This window comes from Pseudomonas sp. D1HM, from assembly GCF_019266105.1.
Lineage (GTDB): Bacteria > Pseudomonadota > Gammaproteobacteria > Pseudomonadales > Pseudomonadaceae > Aquipseudomonas > Aquipseudomonas taetrolens.
The window spans coordinates 1-18,262 of sequence record NZ_LRMN01000001.1 but is presented as its reverse complement, the minus strand read 5'-3'; the positions used below and the strand labels follow the sequence as shown (position 1 = coordinate 18,262).

At 51.1% G+C, this 18,262-nt stretch carries 13 protein-coding genes and 1 pseudogene; 7 read left to right on the top strand and 7 right to left on the bottom strand.

Annotation, left to right across the window (positions count from 1 at the left end; translation table 11 throughout):
* Positions 1 to 131: 131 nt before the first annotated feature.
* Positions 132 to 1,562: a heavy metal sensor histidine kinase gene (locus AWM69_RS00070; RefSeq protein WP_010655497.1), complete on the bottom strand. Its 1,431-nt coding sequence runs from the start codon at positions 1,560 to 1,562 to the stop codon at positions 132 to 134.
* Complete coding sequence (locus tag AWM69_RS00065) at positions 1,559 to 2,233, bottom strand: heavy metal response regulator transcription factor (RefSeq protein ID WP_010655498.1); 675 nt, start codon at positions 2,231 to 2,233, stop codon at positions 1,559 to 1,561. The genes AWM69_RS00070 and AWM69_RS00065 overlap by 4 nt, the downstream gene beginning before the upstream one ends.
* A gap of 542 nt (positions 2,234 to 2,775) precedes the next feature.
* On the opposite strand from AWM69_RS00065, the gene AWM69_RS00060 reads away from it, so the two are divergent.
* The 5 genes from AWM69_RS00060 to AWM69_RS00040 all read left to right on the top strand — a co-directional run bounded on the left by AWM69_RS00060 (position 2,776) and on the right by AWM69_RS00040 (position 9,252).
* Positions 2,776 to 4,008 (top strand): TolC family protein, encoded by a 1,233-nt coding sequence (locus tag AWM69_RS00060; RefSeq protein ID WP_131690204.1) that lies wholly within the window; start codon positions 2,776 to 2,778, stop codon positions 4,006 to 4,008.
* Positions 4,009 to 4,095: 87 nt separating this feature from the next.
* Positions 4,096 to 5,322, top strand: a complete 1,227-nt coding sequence (locus AWM69_RS00055; protein ID WP_010655500.1) for an efflux RND transporter periplasmic adaptor subunit — start codon at positions 4,096 to 4,098, stop codon at positions 5,320 to 5,322.
* Between the two features lie 26 nt (positions 5,323 to 5,348).
* Complete coding sequence (locus AWM69_RS00050) at positions 5,349 to 8,513, top strand: CusA/CzcA family heavy metal efflux RND transporter (protein WP_019824158.1); 3,165 nt, start codon at positions 5,349 to 5,351, stop codon at positions 8,511 to 8,513.
* A gap of 140 nt (positions 8,514 to 8,653) precedes the next feature.
* Positions 8,654 to 8,851, top strand: a complete 198-nt coding sequence (locus AWM69_RS00045) for a co-regulatory protein PtrA N-terminal domain-containing protein (protein ID WP_010655502.1) — start codon at positions 8,654 to 8,656, stop codon at positions 8,849 to 8,851.
* Positions 8,852 to 8,925: 74 nt separating this feature from the next.
* Complete coding sequence (locus tag AWM69_RS00040) at positions 8,926 to 9,252, top strand: DUF2790 domain-containing protein (RefSeq protein WP_010655503.1); 327 nt, start codon at positions 8,926 to 8,928, stop codon at positions 9,250 to 9,252.
* A gap of 1,033 nt (positions 9,253 to 10,285) precedes the next feature.
* On the opposite strand, the gene AWM69_RS00035 is transcribed toward AWM69_RS00040, so the two are convergent.
* Both AWM69_RS00035 and AWM69_RS00030 read right to left on the bottom strand, forming a co-directional pair.
* Positions 10,286 to 11,611 carry an OprD family porin gene (locus AWM69_RS00035; RefSeq protein ID WP_010655505.1) on the bottom strand — a complete coding sequence of 442 codons (1,326 nt, stop codon included), beginning with the start codon at positions 11,609 to 11,611 and terminating at the stop codon, positions 10,286 to 10,288.
* A gap of 353 nt (positions 11,612 to 11,964) precedes the next feature.
* Positions 11,965 to 12,834: pseudogene (locus AWM69_RS00030) on the bottom strand (IS3 family transposase); the annotation flags it as partial.
* A 74-nt stretch (positions 12,835 to 12,908) separates the two neighbouring features.
* Here AWM69_RS00030 and AWM69_RS00025 point away from each other — a divergent pair.
* Complete coding sequence (locus AWM69_RS00025; RefSeq protein ID WP_010655507.1) at positions 12,909 to 13,934, top strand: IS110 family transposase; 1,026 nt, start codon at positions 12,909 to 12,911, stop codon at positions 13,932 to 13,934.
* A 251-nt stretch (positions 13,935 to 14,185) separates the two neighbouring features.
* A protein-coding gene (locus AWM69_RS00020; RefSeq protein ID WP_085985548.1) for an IS3 family transposase occupies positions 14,186 to 15,273 on the top strand; the annotation gives its coding sequence in 2 pieces (ribosomal slippage) (positions 14,186 to 14,438 and positions 14,438 to 15,273; 1,089 coding nt in all).
* Between the two features lie 78 nt (positions 15,274 to 15,351).
* On the opposite strand, the gene copD is transcribed toward AWM69_RS00020, so the two are convergent.
* The 3 genes from copD to AWM69_RS00005 all read right to left on the bottom strand — a co-directional run.
* Complete coding sequence (copD, locus tag AWM69_RS00015) at positions 15,352 to 16,290, bottom strand: copper homeostasis membrane protein CopD (RefSeq protein ID WP_010655510.1); 939 nt, start codon at positions 16,288 to 16,290, stop codon at positions 15,352 to 15,354.
* A 3-nt stretch (positions 16,291 to 16,293) separates the two neighbouring features.
* On the bottom strand, positions 16,294 to 16,677 hold the full coding sequence (gene copC / locus AWM69_RS00010) for a copper homeostasis periplasmic binding protein CopC (RefSeq protein ID WP_010655511.1): 384 nt from the start codon (positions 16,675 to 16,677) through the stop codon (positions 16,294 to 16,296).
* 360 nt (positions 16,678 to 17,037) lie between these two features.
* Positions 17,038 to 18,262: heavy metal sensor histidine kinase (locus AWM69_RS00005; protein ID WP_218725516.1), on the bottom strand; the 1,225-nt coding region annotated here is incomplete at its 5' end.

The following is an 18,262-nucleotide window of genomic DNA, read 5'->3' as shown; positions in this document are numbered from 1 at the left end:
GCAAACATCTCATGTCGGAGTAGGGGCTGCTGCGATGTACTCAGAACTCAGCGGACATTAAAAAACCTGACCACAGGCGCATATCCAGTGGTGCAGGGAGGGTTGCACAGGTTTGTTGCGGGAATTTACCCTTAAACCTTTCTAGCCTGTTGCCAAGTGGTCTGTCCGTCGAGGTTTGGGAAGCTCAGCCTGAAAACGGTCATGCTGCCAGGCATGCTTTGAACATCCGCAGTTCCCTGGTGGAGGCTCATGATCGATCGAACAATAGCTAAACCAAGACCAGTGCCACCCTCAGCACGCGAGCGACTTGTATCAATTCGATAAAAGCGGTCAAACAAGTGCAGCAGATGCTGAGGTTCGATTCCTGCTCCAGGGTTGCCTACAAGTAGCGATACCTGTTTGGCATAGTTTTCAATAACAATTGAAATAGATTGTCCCGCAGGGCAATGGCGTATTGCGTTGGACAATAGATTGGATATTGCTCGCTGTATCATTAACCTGTCGCCAATGGTCTTGCCATTTCCGGTAACATTCAGGGTGATACGTTTCTCTTCCGCAGACAGTGAAAACAGATCGACCACCTTAAATGCTTCATCTTCTAAGGTGATTATTTCGAACGGGACAAGTGCCGCGGGATGGCTGACCTGAGCTAAGAAGAGCATATCCGAGACAATTCGCGTGACACGGCCCAACTCCTCGGTGCATGACTCCAGCACAGCTTTGTATTCTTCTGCCGGACGCTCCCGAGAAAGGGTAACCTGGGCCTTGCCCATCAAATTGGTGATCGGGGATCGTAATTCATGGGCTAAGTCATCTGAAAATTGCGACAGCTGCTGAATACCGCTGTCGAGCCGGTGCAGCATGAAGTTGATGCCATGAGCCAACTCACTAAGCTCCTGAGGCATTTTAACAACAGAAAGTCGATGGTTGAGATCTTGAGCCGAGATCATGGCGGCGACCTTCCGGAACTCTCTCAGTGGAGAAAGTCCTTGTTGTACTACGGCCCAAGCACTTGCTCCGATGAGTATCAGTAAAAGCGGTAGTGCAATAACCGTCGACCTAAGGTACGCGCTGAGCAGCGCTTCATCGTTCGCACAATCCATCGACAGCAATACGGGAACACTTACACCATTCTTTAATGGGATGAGCTTGGATGCGGTAAGGAAGTGTCGACCTTCACCATCTGAATTGGTGGAATAGGAAACCTTGTCAACGGCAGCAGTCGCAGCTTTCAACTCAGTCCGCGGATCCGACAATCCAGGCCCAAATTTCAGTAAGGGCGCCCTGAGGTTTTTCAGGTCATAGATGGTCAGATTCAGATTGTCATGTCCCATGACTTGATCCAGTAACGAATGCGGTTTTGAATTTACGTCGGCCGTGTCATCGTATAGCGAGAGGCTATGTTCAACCTGCTCCATCTTATTGATCAGGCTGTTTTTTGCCAACTTATCCAGCTCATGCGTCAGCGCAAAAAAGGCCAAGACAGCCAAAAACACTACCAACAACGCCCCTAAAATACTTACTGTCAAGCCTAGTCGCATTGACAGGCTGACCGGCTTCATACACGCGCCTCTAATACGTAACCAACACCGCGAAGGGTGTGGATCAACTTGTTATCGAAGGGGTCATCTATTTTGGCCCTCAGCCTACGGATTGAAACCTCGACAACGTTAGTGTCGCAATCAAAATTCATATCCCAGACCAGTGAAATGATTTGGGTGCGAGAAAGCACTTCTCCAGTTTGGCGCATCAGCAAGTGCAGCAGCGCAAACTCCTTGGTTGTCAGATCTATGCGCTGCTCACCGCGAAAAGCACGATGACGTCCTTGGTCTAGTTCCAGGTCGGCTACTTTTAGTACCTGCGGGACAGGTATGTGCTCACTGCGACGCATCAGGGTTCGTACCCGTGCAAGTAACTCAGGAAATTCAAACGGTTTAACCAGATAATCATCGGCACCCAAATCTAGTCCGCGTATCTTGTCCGCTAGGCGCCCTCGGGCCGTCAACATCATGACCCGGGCATTACTGCTTTGTCGTAGACGTTCAAGAACACCCCAGCCATCAAGTTCGGGAAGATTAACGTCAAGTATCACCAAATCATAAACATGTTGGCGCGCCAGATGTAGTCCATCCGCGCCAGTTATCGCACGATCAACAATGTAGCCACTTTCAGTCAGTCCCTGATGTAAGTATTCGGCAGTTTTGAGCTCGTCCTCAACTACAAGGATTCGCATGACATTTCACCTTCTTAATGACTAGAGTTAAAGGGGGCTCAGAAAAATAATAACCGTATTAGTGTGGTTTTCTGATTGGTGCTATCTTTTAATAGGATTTTCAATCCTCATATGGTTTGAATAACTTACGAGATGACAGCCCTCATTCTAAAGCCTGTAGCTGCTTCAGGGTCAAGCCAAAGCTGCGGTTTTGAGGCGCCAAAGCTAGGGTTGCGACAATCTGTCGCGGGAAATAATCCAGGGGCTATGTAGCACATCGTGTGCTCATATGAATACCCCAATTCGACAAGTGCGCTTCGGCAGATAATTGCTGAATTTTTGTTTCATCATATTGCTGCCTTAAGTTTTTTCTTTTTTAACACCTCCTATATTAGAGCAAAATCTACAGTAGTAGAGCTGGATAACATATTTGTAATTCTTCAGTCACCTTGTTGATAAGTGAAGAACTCTACAGTTACTACGTTGAGAAAATTCGCTTTAAAGGAAATATAAAATTGCGTTGGCTTAGAAAGTTCATTACCCCCTTGCGTATCATAAAATCCATGTTGGTAATAGGCCTAAGTTGCACGCTTGCACTATCAGGCACGGCTTTTTCCGCTGGTTCGGCTTCACAGGCGCTGACAATGGATCAAGTTCTTCAAATGGCGTTTGCCAACAATCCTGACCTAGCGGCAGCACAGTGGGAAATTGGTATCACTCAGGGAGATCGGCAGCAGGCGAGCTTGATTCCCAATCCTGAGTTGTCTTGGGAGGCTGAGGATACCCGGCGAAATTCGCGCACTACGACGGTGATGATCAATCAGCCGATCGAGCTTGGCGGTAAGCGAGGCGCTAGGATCGAAGTGGCAAGTCGAGCGCAAGATGCAGCCGAGATTGAATTGGAGCGCAAGCGTAATGCTCTACGTGCCGATGTCATTCAGGCGTTTTACAACACATCTACGGCTCAGCAAAGGTTGCTGTTATCACGTCAATCACTTGAGCTCGCACAGCGTGGCTTGCATGTAGCTCAAGGTCGCATCAGTAGTGGCAAGTCATCGCCTGTTGAAGGTACGCGAGCAGAAGTCCAGTTGTCGGAGGTACGCCTAGAGCTGAAACGGGCAGAGCGAGATGAGGCAAATGCCTATCAACAACTCGCTCGAGTCATGGGTGTGCCTTTGCCGGCGTTTGCGTCTGTAAGTGATTCAAGTCAGCCAATGCCAACTGTACCGGAACCTTCGCTGCTCCTTAATCGCATAGGTCAGACTGCGGAGTTACGGTTGGCAAAGCTGCAAATTGACCAGCGTGAAGCCTCACTTGGCTTGGAGAAAGCCCAGCGCATTCCTGACCTAACCGTAAGTTTAGGTAGCCAATACGATGAACGGGAGCGTGAGCGCGTGAATGTCGTAGGGCTGTCGATGCCCATCCCATTATTCAATCGTAACCAGGGCAATGTGTTGGCAGCCGCCCGCCGAACTGATCAGGCCCGCGACCTTCGCAATGCCAGCGAGTTACGCCTGCGCACAGAAATTCAGACCACTCTAGCTCAGTGGAATACAGCGAACACTGAAATCACGTCGTTCAATCAAACCATCCTACCTGCCGCGCAAAGTGCTGTAGATACCGCTACCCGTGGTTTCGAAATGGGGAAATTCAACTTCCTAGATGTGCTAGATGCCCAGCGCACCTTAATCAGCGCACGCGGTCAGTACATCCAGGCCATTGCTGAGGCGACAGACGCCTGGGTGCGTATCGAGCGAATTTTCGGTGATGTCGACAAGCTCACTCATACCCCTTGAATTTCATATAACACTTTTTTAACCGCTACTCAGCATCGCAGTGCCACGGTAATCCGTGACTGCCCACTGAGCTGCGTAGGGAGTCCCATGGATAAAAAACAAATCCTTGTCACCGCACTGACCCTCACGGTGGGCATATGTGTTGGTTCGCTCTGGATGGGTAGCACGTCAACAGCGTCCACCGGCGTACAGACGCAAGAAGAACAGGGCCACGATGCTGATCACAGCAACGAGGGTGCGGCCAAGGAGTCAGTTGATGGCGGGCATGCAGAAGGGGAAGCAGAAGAAGGTCACCTGACTCTGAGCGACGATCAGATCAGATCTGCCGGCATTCAGTTAATCGAAGCTAAGGAACAGAGCATCAGCCTCTCATTGCCGTTTCCTGGAGAAGTCCGTTTCGATGAAGACCGTACTGCGCATGTGGTACCCCGGGTTCCTGGTGTCGTCGAGTCGGTACATGTCAATCTTGGCCAAACAGTGAAAAAAGGTCAGCTACTAGCCGTGATTGCCAGTCAACAAATTTCTGATCAGCGCAGTGAGCAAGCCGCAGCGCAACGTCGTCTAGAGTTGGCGCGCACTACCTACGAGCGTGAACGCCAGTTATGGCAGGACAAAATCTCTGCCGAACAGGATTTCCTTCAAGCCCGTCAGGCTCTGCAAGAGGCCGAAATCGCTGTCAGTAATGCCCGACAAAAAATCAGCGTACTTAGTGGCAGCTCGGTGACCAGTGGTGGCAACCGGTATGAGCTGCGTGCACCGTTCGATGGCGTTGTGGTCGAAAAGCACTTGGGCCTTGGTGAGGTTGTCAGTGAAACCAGCAATGCGTTCACACTCTCGGACTTGTCGCATGTTTGGGTGACTTTTGGCGTTTCCCCTAAGGATTTGAGCAAAGTCCTGGTGGGCAAGTCTGTCACGGTTAGTGCCGCTGAGTTGAATGCGGAAGTTACGGGTGCCGTGGCCTACGTTGGGAGTTTACTGGGTGAGCAGACTCGTACCGCCACTGTCCGTGTGTCCATAGCGAATCCGCAAGGAGCTTGGCGTCCCGGGCTGTTCGTAACCGTACTGGTTGATACCGATACCCGGCTGGCGAAAGTCGCAGTACCAGAAGCAGCAATCCAGACGGTCGAGGATAGGCCAACAGTTTTCGTGCGAACTGATGACGGGTTTAAGGCGCAAGCAGTAGTAATAGGTAGTCGTGCAGCAGGTCTGGCTGAGATCACAGAGGGCCTGGAGCCCGGAGCTCAAGTCGCTGCTGCCGGCAGCTTCATTCTGAAATCAGAACTGGGTAAAGCCTCGGCTGAACACGCCCACTGATCCGCCACTTCCACGAGAAGGTTCTCATGTTCGAACGCCTAATCCAATTTGCCATCGAGCAACGCATAATCGTCCTGCTCGCGGTTCTCCTCATGGCCGGACTCGGCATTGCTAGCTACCAGAAGCTGCCGATCGACGCCGTGCCCGACATCACCAACGTCCAGGTGCAAATCAATACTGGTGCCGCAGGTTTCTCGCCACTGGAGACTGAGCAGCGCATCACTTTCCCTATTGAAACCGCCATGGCAGGTCTGCCGGCACTTGAGCAGACGCGTTCACTCTCACGCTCGGGTCTTTCACAAGTTACGGTGATTTTCAAGGAAGGCACCGACCTATTCTTCGCCCGGCAATTGGTCAATGAACGATTGCAGATGGCAAAGGAACAATTGCCCGAAGGCGTGGAAGCTGTCATGGGGCCGATTTCTACCGGTTTGGGTGAGATTTTTCTGTGGACTGTCGAGGCCCGAGAAGACGCCGTAAAAGAGGATGGTAGCCCCTATACGCCGACCGACCTGAGGGTAATCCAAGATTGGATTATTAAACCTCAGCTGCGCAACGTTCCTGGGGTCGCCGAAATTAACACCATTGGCGGATTCGCCAAGGAATACCAGATTGCTCCGGATCCAAAACGCTTGGCCGCTTACAAGCTGACCCTGACAGACATTGTGACCGCGCTGGAAAGCAACAACGCTAACGTAGGAGCCGGCTACATTGAGCGCAGTGGCGAACAACTACTGATTCGTGCCCCTGGCCAAGTGGCGACCACCGACGACATCGCCAATATCGTGATCGCCAACGTCGATGGCACTCCTATACGTATTAAAAATGTGGCGACCGTGGATATTGGGCGTGAAATGCGTACCGGTGCGGCGACCGAAAACGGTCGTGAAGTCGTACTCGGCACGGTGTTCATGCTGATAGGCGAGAACAGCCGTACCGTCTCTCAGGCCGTTGCAGTCAAGCTAGAGCAAATCAACCGTTCACTGCCCAAAGGGGTGGTTGCGATCACTGTTTACGACCGTACTAACTTGGTAGACAAGGCTATTGCCACGGTCAAGAAGAATCTGATTGAAGGTGCAATCCTAGTAATCGCGATTTTGTTCCTATTCCTAGGCAATATTCGCGCAGCACTGATCACTGCCATGGTCATTCCTTTAGCCATGCTCTTTACCTTCACAGGCATGTTCACCAACAAAGTCAGCGCCAACCTGATGAGCCTGGGGGCTCTGGACTTCGGTATTATCGTCGACGGTGCAGTGGTTATTGTCGAAAATGCTATACGGCGCCTCGCCAATGCGCAGCACCATCACGGGCGCCTCCTAACTCGCTCCGAGCGCTTTCACGAAGTGTTTGCAGCAGCCAAGGAAGCCCGTCGACCACTGATTTTCGGGCAGTTGATCATCATGGTCGTTTATCTACCTATTTTTGCCCTGACCGGTGTCGAAGGGAAAATGTTCCACCCCATGGCGTTCACCGTCGTGATCGCCTTGCTAGGCGCGATGCTGCTGTCCGTAACCTTTGTTCCTGCGGCAATTGCCATGTTCGTGACGGGCAAAGTCAAGGAAGAAGAGAACGTGGTAATGCGAGGAGCGCGACGGGCTTATGCCCCCGCGCTGGATTGGGTCATGAGTCATCGATCGCTGGCATTTGCCATGGCATTAGGTGTCATCGCTGCGAGTGGCGTGGTCGCCAGTCGAATGGGCAGTGAGTTTGTACCTAGTCTCAGCGAAGGCGATTTTGCACTGCAAGCATTACGAGTACCCGGTACAAGTCTGACGCAATCGGTGGAAATGCAGCAGCGCCTAGAAAAGCTTGTGCTGGAAAAAGTGCCTGAAGTCGAACGGATGTTTGCTCGAACCGGTACTGCAGAGATTGCTTCCGATCCAATGCCGCCGAACATCTCTGATAGTTATGTGATGCTCAAACCGAAGGATCAATGGCCTGATCCAAGTAAATCCCGGGAGACGTTGACAGAAGAGATCCAGAAAGCAGCGGCTGCTATGCCCGGTAGCAACTATGAGCTTTCCCAGCCTATCCAACTACGTTTCAACGAGTTGATTTCAGGCGTGCGAAGTGATGTGGCGGTCAAGGTCTTCGGTGATGACATGGCAGTGCTTAACAGTACCGCTGCGAAAATTGCCGCGTCAATGCAGGGGGTCGATGGCGCCTCCGAGGTCAAAGTCGAACAGACAACGGGGCTACCTGTACTGACCATAAACATAGACCGCGACAAAGCCGCACGTTACGGTCTGAACGTTGGAGACGTTCAAGACACCATTGCGGTGGCTGTCGGTGGCCGCCAGGCCGGGACGATGTATGAGGGAGATCGCCGCTTCGACATAGTGGTGCGTTTATCCGACGCCATGCGTAAGGACGTTGAGGGGTTGTCCACACTGCTGATTCCAGTCCCGGCGCTGCTCAATGGCAATGCCGATCAGATCGGTTTTATTGCCCTTTCAGAAGTGGCGACCCTCGATCTTGTACTTGGCCCGAATCAGATCAGTCGTGAGAACGGTAAGCGTCTGGTCATTGTCAGCGCCAATGTACGTGGACGGGATATCGGCTCATTCGTTAAGGAGGCTAGCATCGCCATTGATCAGCAGGTAGAGATTCCGGCCGGTTATTGGGCTACCTGGGGTGGGCAGTTTGAACAACTTCAATCAGCTGCCAAACGCTTGCAGATAGTTGTCCCTGTGGCTCTGCTCTTGGTATTCACCCTGCTGTTCATGATGTTTAACAATCTCAAAGACGGCATGCTGGTATTCACCGGGATTCCATTCGCATTGACGGGTGGTGTTATGGCGTTGTGGCTACGTGATATCCCACTGTCGATCTCGGCGGGTGTTGGTTTCATTGCATTGTCGGGTGTGGCAGTGCTGAACGGTCTGGTGATGATTGCTTTTATCCGCAACCTTCGAGAAGAGGGACATTCGTTGAATTCTGCGATCAATGAAGGAGCGCTAACGCGGTTGCGCCCAGTATTAATGACAGCTTTGGTGGCATCCCTTGGCTTTATCCCCATGGCTCTAGCTACTGGAACAGGCGCGGAAGTCCAGCGGCCCCTAGCTACCGTTGTAATCGGGGGAATACTGTCCTCAACTGCGTTGACCCTACTTATACTTCCTGCGTTATATCACTGGGCACACCGTAAAGATGAAGAGGCAGGCAGCGAAAAACAAGAAATAGTATAGCAGTTTGTTTTTAAAGCCCGCTGCTGATCCTCATTAGCGGGCTACTTATATCAATGATGACGGATATGTAATCTTAGTGCCACCGTATTGATAGCTTCGTATTGATACTCTAATGCCAGTATTTAATATGAGGTGTCGAAATGAAAATCGCACAAATTTACGCTCTTGTAGGAGCATTGATTCTTTCTTCCACTGCATTGGCTGAGGGTGGTGGAGACCGGACTTTTTCTAGAGCTACTCAAGCTACCGAGCAGGCTATGGAGAAGTTTTTAGCCAAAGAGCTGAAAAAAACTCCTCCGAAAATGTCAGGCGGTGATAAGGGCCAGATTAGTAAGTAAATGTAGTGGTGCTACACATAAGCCCCGCCCCGATTCCGGTTGCGGGGTTTTTATTGACATGTGAGGTGCAAAAAGTGAAGACTATTAATTCTGTGATTTTTATTGTGGTCGCTGCGATCTCTTCAAGCGTATTTGCTAAAGATAGTGACAAGGTTTTTGAAAAAAGAATGAGTGCCAACTCCGTAGCTATGGAGCAGTATGCGATTAGGCATGGAAAAAATATTCCCGTAGCTAAGCAATATAAATACGGAATGAAATTAGATGTTGTGAATGTAGTTAGCATGGTGCGACCAGCGAAAGGGTGCGGGGTGATGCCCGCAGCTATGACATACGAAGACTCTGAAGGAGTACTGAATACAGTCAGATACACAGTGGCCGGAACATGCCGTAAAGGTGGTTAGCCTCTACGCTCTTGGCATAGGGGCTCATATTTTTGACGTGCGTCATAAGACATAAAATGTGGGGGGTGTTTACGGCAGATCGAGTAGGAGGCGGGGTTACCCCCGCCGTCCTCTCACACCACCGTACGTACGGTTCCGTATACGGCGGTTCCTGCCTACTGACAAACAACGTCAGCGAGCTTGGTTCCGTTGATGTGTCGCCTGTGGTATCTAAGCGCCCAGACCGGCCCTCGGAGCTTCCGGCTCCTACCTCCTGATGGTCTCGACCCCCGCTACGCGGAGTTTCTGCTTTACGCTCCAACAGAGATCACACCCGACTGTCCACTCATGGCAGGTTCAGCCCTTCATTGCTCCGGTTTCGAGCAACTACTACGGCCTCGGCTGACTTCTGTCGCCCATCCCGTCATCTCGCGATGCCGGTAGCACGTGGCAGGCTAAACAGATCTCCCAGGGTAATTCGCGCGACCTTCCTGCTTATGCCTGTCGGATCTACGTCGTAGCGTTCCGTGCAAGTATTGGGCTTTGACGATTTGCGCCGTCTTACCCCGCTACGCCGCCTAATCCGCTTCCTGTTCGTCAGGCCAGCATTTTGCCTAAGGCTTCCTTCAGATTCGCAGTCGCCCGCGACACCCTTGCCTTCGGCTAACACTTCCCCTTGCTGGGTGTGTAGAGGACTTGCACCTCCAAGTCACCAGCGTGGCCACCACAGCCAAGCTGATTGCGCTCACGCGCAACGCGCCATGCCTGGCGCACGCATAAAAAAGACGCCCCGAAGGGCGTCTTAAAATACATCGTATTTAGATGAGTGATCTAAAAGTGGATGCGGAGCTTCAACTTGACAGCAGTGAGTTTCAGGTTTTTGCAGGGTATTACTTACCTGTAGCAATCTGGCCAGATGCGCTAGCAGATTGCTATAAACTCCAGTTTACTATAAGTGACTTAAGCTAACAGGAAGATGATTGAAAAATTACATTTTTGAAATTTTTCAGCAAAAAAGTAATGTTCGTCTAGGATGATTCATCCTGCGCAGATCTTAAAGAATAGCTAATGGATACTCAATAATCACACGAACCTCATCCAGATCCGACTCAAATGTGGTTGCACGAGTATTAGCTTGCCGTAGGCGCAAAGACATATCTTTCAAGGTGCCTGTCTGAACGACATATTTTACTTCGATGTCACGCTCCCAACGTTTCTGGTCGGTAAGTGGGTTTCCATCCGCATCGCGTCTCATGTACGTCGTATTGGCGTTAGAGTAATCAGCATCAGTGCCACGACCGTAACGCGTCATAAACGACAAGCCAGGCACGCCATACGATGTCATGTCGAGGTCGTAGCGAACCATCCAAGAGCGTTCTTTAGGTGAGTTGAAATCACTGTACTGAATTGAGTTATCAAGAAAGATCGAGTCCGACTGACGCAGGTAATCGAAATCGTTATTGCCATTATTTCTCTGATGGGATAGTGCAAGTGTGTGTGCACCATACTTCACGCCTACTTTACCGCTCCATATGTTATTGTCGAAATCGCCAAGTAATTTTTTTCCTTCGTCGACGGCCTTATAATAGTTAAGGCCTCCGAATACGGAAAGCTCATTTGATAATGAGTAGTTTAGCCCGGTGCCAGCATAGTATTGATTCCATGCGTCCTTGAGGCGACTGGAGTAAAGACTAAGGGTGACGTTTTTGTTTAAGTTATAATCACCACCAAAGTAGCCTACCCAAGGCGAGTTAACAGGCCCAGCATAGAAGGTCGCAAAGTTGTCGCGCATGTTGCTCGAAACTGGCTGGCTCATGGCATGTAGGCGACCGCCCTGAACGGTCAAGCCTTCAATGCTAGTATTGGTTGCTGTGACGCCAGTGAAACTTTCCGGTAGTAGTCTTGAGTCGCCAGCAGCCACAACTGGGGTGGATGGGAATACGTCACCGACTTTTACTACGGTGTCAAAGGCGCGAATTTTTGCCGCACCTCCCACTTTTGTGTATTCGTCCCTTGCCTCTCCGTTGCTATTGACTGGAAGGACATCAAATGAACTACGGCCGCCATTACGGCCGCCACCCGTGTCGAGTTTTATTCCAATCATAGCAAACGCATCCACTCCGACACCGATTGTGCCCAGGGTAAATCCAGACTCGAATTTAGTAATAATCGCGTTTGCCCATGCTTCGGAATATCCATTGCCTGTAGGGCTTGACTCTCCGTTACGATGTTCGCGATTGAAGTAGTAGTTGCGGTTAAGGACGGTAAGGCTACTATCCTCTATAAAACCGCCATTTTTTTCTTCCGCAATCACCATTGGCGGCACAGAGCTGACAATCATTGCCATAGCGGCTATCGAAAACTTTGTATTGTTAATCATTAATCACTCCTTCGGTTCGGCAGAACTAGAAAGCACTTCGGCTGGAATTGTTGTTTTAAGGAAGCTGGTCGCGCTTCCTGTATCATCGCCGAGTTGTATCGTTGCAATCTGTAGATAACAGGGGCATGATTGAGAAATTACAATTTTGTAATATTCGGCGGCTTTCTTGAAATGTTGACGCGCGTACCGTGCGATCAGCCGTTTACGGATCTGAGTTTTTACAATGCTAGTTGCTACACAGTGCTCACTTAGCGACCAGAAATCTCTAATTCGCACGTGAGAGGTGCGGATGCGCGGTGCTCGACCAGCTATAAGTGCAGTGGTCAACTAATTCCGGACACGACGTTAAGTTTTTACTCGGCCTGAGCCGGTGGCAGCCCACCATTAAATTGGTGCGGTCGAATCCAGTTGTACCGGTGCATCAAAAAATGGCTGATATCCCGCTGAGCTTGTTGGGCCGTCGTGTAGCCCGTGGTCGGTATCCACTCGGTTTTCAGGCTCCTGAACACCCGCTCCATCGGCGCGTTATCCCAACAATTTCCTCGCCGGCTCATACTCTGACGCATGCGATATCGCCAAAGGCGCTGACGAAAACTCCGGCTTCCATATTGCGAGCCCTGGTCGGAGTGGAACAGCAGACCTTGAGGCTTCCCTCGCTGCTCGTAAGCCATGTCCAAGGCCTTGATGACCAAGTCGGCATCCGGCTTTCCCGACAACGCCCAGCCCACAACACGGCGGGCAAAAAAATCCAGCACAACCGCCAGATACTGCCATTTCCCTTGAGCCCAGATGTAAGTGATATCGCCACACCAGACGTGGTCAGGAGTGGGCACATCAAACTCCCGGTTCAAAATATTAGGAATGTCGGGCCGCTCGACCGTCGCCTTTTTGTAAGCATGCGATCCCGGTTGTTTGCTGACCAACTCTAGCTCGCGCATCAGGCTGCGCACTTTGAATCGCCCGATCTGCTCGCCGTCGTCCTGCATCATGGCCATGATGCTACGGCTACCGGGAGCACTGCGGCCTTGGGTGAACAACTCGTTCACCCGACTGCGCAATCGAAGGCGTTCTACATCCGGTGTGCGGCGCCTGAGACGCCGAGCGTAGTAGCACGAGCGGGTCACTTCAAACACCTTGCACAGCCAATCAATCGGCTCGTGGATGCTCAACTGGTCAATCAGCGCGAACGCTCGAGATCTTCCGACATCAAGAGCGCGGTAGCCTAATGAGATGGTCACCCCCACACCTTGCGAGGGCTAGGCTTTAGCAGGGTGATTTATTTTCGGAGGGCATCATCATGAGCGAGTCAGCGCTGATAGGTATTGATCTCGGTAAACATACGTTCCATCTGCACGGCCAGGATAAGTCAGGCCGGGAGGTGTTTCACAAAAAATGTTCACGGGCGCAAATGATGCAGTTTTTCGCCCGCTTGCCGAGCTGTGTCGTGGCAATGGAGGCCTGTGCGGGGTCACACTATGTTGCTCGTCAGTTGGCGGCAATGGGACACGCGGCCAAGCTGATTTCCCCGCAGTTCGTTAAGCCCTTCGTCAAGGGGAACAAAAACGACTTTGTCGACGCTGAGGCGATTTGCGAAGCCGCTTCTCGTCCTTCGATGCGTTTCGTTACGCCCAAGACTGAATCCCAGCAAACCCTGTCTGTACTCCATTGGATGCGCGAATCGTTGGTGCGTGATCGCACCAGAACCGCTAATCAAATGCACGGTTTTCTATTGGAGTTTGGCGTCAGCTTACCCAGAGGTTTGGCCATCATGAAGCGTCTGGCGGTTGTTTTGGCTGAGCATGAACTTCCCGTTCGTCTGACGGTGCTGCTGCAGCGTTTGCACAATCACTTCGTCTATCTGGATGAGCAAATCAAGGCAATGGATAAAGAGTTGGCATGCCAACTGGCCGACGATGATCTGGGAAGTCGTTTGCTGAGCATTCCATGTGTCGGCCCGATCACCGCCAGCCTGCTGGCTGTGGAGATGGGCGATGGCAAGCAGTACCGATGCAGCCGGGACTTTGCCGCATCAGTGGGCTTGGTACCCAAGCAATACAGCACCGGCGGCAAGGCCAACTTACTGGGGATCAGTAAACGCGGCGACAAGCACCTTCGACAGTTGTTGGTGCAATGTTCCAGGCTCTACATGCAGAGACTCGATCACCAGAAAGGAGCCTTGGCCGACTGGGTTCGCTCATTGCTGAGCCGACGCCACTCTAATGTCGTAGCCTGTGCCTTGGCTAACAAGCTGGCGCGTATCGCTTGGGCGATGGCCGCGCACCATACGCAATACGAAGCAGGGCCAGACGCCTTGAACGCCTGATTCTGCAGTTGTTGCTGTACCACGATTCACCTTTCAGGTTTTGCGATAGCTGAATAATGGATGACGTAAACGGCCTACCGGCCTGACGAAGAACCTGTTTTAAAAATTGGCTCAGCAAGAAGCCGTTAGCCTTTTCAGGATCGTCAGGCGCGACTCTCATCATGGCGCGGGTGAATCATCCGGTAATCCCCCCTGAAAAAAGTACGCATCAGAAGTAGAATTTTCTCCTGACCGGATCAAGGAAATTTTGCGTGAAGACATCGCGTTTTTCAGACAGTCAAATCATGGCCATTCTCAAGCAAGCAGAGGCTGGAACCCCAGCCCCAGAGCTATGCCGTGAGCACGGCATCAGTTCGGCCACGTTCTATAAGTGGCGTACCAAATTCGGTGGCATGGACGCCTCGCTAATGGCTCGTTTACGTGAGCTGGAGGAAGAAAACCGGCGGCTTAAAAAAATGTATGCCGAAGAGCGCCTCAAAGCCGAAATCATCCAGGAAGCCATGGCAAAAAAGTGGTGATGCCATCTCGGCGACGAGAGATGGCGCAGGAGGTGGTTCGCTCAGGTCGGTGCAGTATCAAGCTGGCGTGCTTGGCCTTCAGGGTCAGCACCACGTGCTATCGCTATCAGCCGCGTTTGGCGTATGAAAACGCCGAGATTGCCGATCATTTAATCCGCCTGACACACAACCAGCGAAACTGGGGCTTCGGCTTATGCTTTCTGTACCTGCGCAACGTCAAAGGCTATCGCTGGAACCACAAGCGGGTGTACCGGATTTACCGCGAGCTGGAACTGAATCTGCGTATCAAGCCGCGCAAACGTATTGTGCGCGAGAAGCCCGAGCCGCTGGCTGTTCCTGAAGTCAGCAACCACTGCTGGTCGATGGATTTCATGCACGACCAATTGGCGGACGGACGCAGCTTTCGAGTTTTCAATCTGATCGACGACTTCAACCGCGAAGCCCTGAGTATGGAAATTGATTTTTCGCTTCCGGCTGAACGTGTGGTGCGAGCGCTGGATCAGGTCATTGAGTGGCGCGGGAAGCCACAAGTCATCCGCAGTGACAACGGCCCGGAATTCATCAGTGCCAAACTCACGGGTTGGGCTGAAAAACGGGGCATTCGTTTGGACTATATTCAGCCGGGCAACCCGCAGCAAAACGCTTACGTCGAGCGCTATAACAGCACAGTACGTTACGACTGGCTGGGGCATTACTTGTTTGGATCGATAGCGGAAGTTCAGAATTACGGCACAAGCTGGATCTGGACATACAATCACGAGCGCCCGAATATGGCCCTCGGCGGCATAACCCCTAAACAGAAATTGGCCCTGGTGGCCTGACCTCTATTTTTGACGAGTATTAAAAATGGGGGGATTACCATTCACCCTTGGGTCTTCTTTGTTGGCTGCCACTAACCCCTATTCCGCGCTCATTTCCATTACCGGACTTAAGGTGCCTAGCCACGCGACGAGGCAAATTATGACGATCGCCATTGTAAATTCCAGCGTCATGCTGCGGCGCAATGCATTAACTGCAACAGAATATTCTCCGTTGCGAACTGACTTTTCTAGTACCGGGCTTAAGTGGAAGCGGTTGAGCGCGGCTAACACGATCATTCCGGCAAAGAGCAAGGTTTTCAAAAATAGAAGTTGGCCATAAGTACTGAGCATCACTTCATCGAGGTTTGGTCCAACGATAAATAGGTAATTGACTATTCCAGTGATGCTTATGATTGCCACAATCACTCCGCCGGCCGACTCAAAGCCAGTCAATACCCGAGCAAGAATTTGTGCTTCCTGCTCGCTTTTGAGCGATTTTAAACGCAGTAGTAGGGCAAATGCCGCTAGAGCACCTAACCATCCACCGGCGGCCAAAAGATGGAAAATATCACTGATAAAATGCCAGTAGCGTCGACTGCCCTCATCCATGGCACCGTGCCCTGTCCATGCTAACGTCGCCAACGCAATCGCTCCGCATACAGTCACCATCCAGAGACTGAGTGTCGGAAATCTTTTATTCAGCGCTACGCCAATAATTGCCATAACCAAGGCAGCTATGCGGACCATCCAGGTCAGTCCGACGTCAGTCCCCATGAGGACCATTTGGAAAATATGGTGATGTAGTTCCATGAACCCCGATACACCGCTCATTGCTTTCGCAAGCAACAACATTGCTGCAAGGGATAGAGCTACACCTACAACAGAAGTACCGTAAAGAAGCGACTCAAAATTCAAGACCGTGCCCGATACTCTTTCTATTCCCCTAAGGCTGTACAAGCCGAAAATTGCCAATCCGAATAACAGCATCAGGTCTAAATAAAGAGCAAAGCGAACCACAATATTTATTGAGTCGCTCATGAATCATTTCACTTTGAATGAGAAGTTACCGGTGATCGGATGAGTGTCCGAGGAGACAGCACGCCATTCGACTTTGTAGGTGCCTGTGCTCAAAGGTGCTGCCGGTGTAATCACCATCGTTTTCGGATCACTGCCACCAGCGACGCTGGCCTTAACACCCATCGGGGAGTTCGGCATCCCAGGCATATCGGTCATGATCAGTTTTGCACCTGAAAACTGAGTAGTTAGATTTTCAGAAAAGTGCAGCTCAATTTTCGAAGGGGCCGCCGCATCCGAGCCTTCTACCGGAGTAGAAGAAAGGAGCTTTGGATGTGCTTGAGCTACTGCACTCAGAAGCAAGCCCGCAGTAAGTGCAACAGCTACGGTCGTAGTTTTAAGGAATGACATGCAAGACTCCTCACAGCAAGAGCTGTTGATTCGAGGTTTGTTTGGGAATATCTAGTTTTTTACTTTTCGACGCTTGTTAAAACCACTGGCGAATACCTAGCAGGTTCAGTGTCCTATGGCGGAACGAACAGGAGGAGCTCACAAGAATCTCCACGTCACAGCGCAAGTACACGATGCCACATGAATGTAAACTGTTCGATTACATTTCAGTCAGCTTGGGGCGGTTTTTTGGCTATTGGATGGCGCGGATAAGGGGCCTAAATACGGCCCCTCTTCGCGGCGTATCACGAGCTCTAACTCATTCAAAAAGGGGCCTTTAAGCTAATCCCATACTGCGTGGTTTAATATGTGCAGCTTGTCTCAGGCCTTTTTTTCGTCTGCACTAGGAAGCTCTATATTGAATGCCGTTTTCCCACCAGATGACGTACACCATATCTTGCCGTCATGCGCCTCGATTATCGATCGGGTGATCGATAAACCTAGCCCGGCGTTGCTTGGGCTCCCTTCTCTACGCGCAGGGTCCACTCGATAAAATCGATCGAAAAGCTTTTCAAGATGCTCAGGCGCAATGGACTCTCCAGGATTTTCCACTACGACCAATACCGACGTTCCTTTTTGTTGGATATCGACATTGATGCACTTCCCTTCAGAGGTATACCTGAGCGCATTTGATAGCAGATTAGAGATGGCTCGGTGCAGCATTAGAACATCGCCTCGGACGCTACCCCGCCCTGAAACCGTGAGGCCAATCCCTCGCTCATCAGCTAGTAGAGAGTAGTACTCCTGTAATTTCTCCACTATCTCTACTAGGTCTATCGGTTTCTTCTCGTGTGAAATCAGACCGTTGTCTGATTTTGCCAGAAAAAGCATGTCATCAATCATCCGACTCATACGCTTCAAGTCATCAAGATTTGAATACAAATTGTCTTCGTAGTCCTCAATATTTCTTTTTCTAGAAAGCACTACTTCTGTGTGGGTCATCAAATTGCTGACCGGCGTCCGTAACTCGTGAGCGATGTCCGCGGAAAAATTCGATAAACGGACAAATGCATCATCCAGCCTGGATAACATTGCGTTGAACGACAGCACCATCTGCTGAAGTTCTTTAGGAACAGATGCTAAGGGAATGCGCTCCTTAAGGGATTTAGCTGACATTGAAGCAGTGACCCGAGTGACTTGACGTATAGGCCGCAGACCGCTGCTCGCGACCATCCAACCCAAGGCAGCACTGATCAGCGCGCTGATCACCAGCCCTATCCAAAACCACCGCTCAAGTGTCTCGAAGAAAGACATATGCTGAGTCACATCAAAGATCAACATAACGGTTAATGGCCTGTCTTGCCCCGTCACGATCACTTGTGCAGTCACTCCACGGAACATTTTCTCCTGCTCCCGCCACTCCCAGACGTTGCTGTTCGGGATCGTACGAAATTCCTCTGGAACATCGATCGAGCCGGGATCAGCAAACAGTAACTTCCCGTCACCATCGATTATTATGGCAGTCAAATCACGGTGAGCACCAAGCAGCGCCTCCAGCTCAGGCTTAACATCACTGAATTGATCGATGAATAGCCCCGGGTTTCGT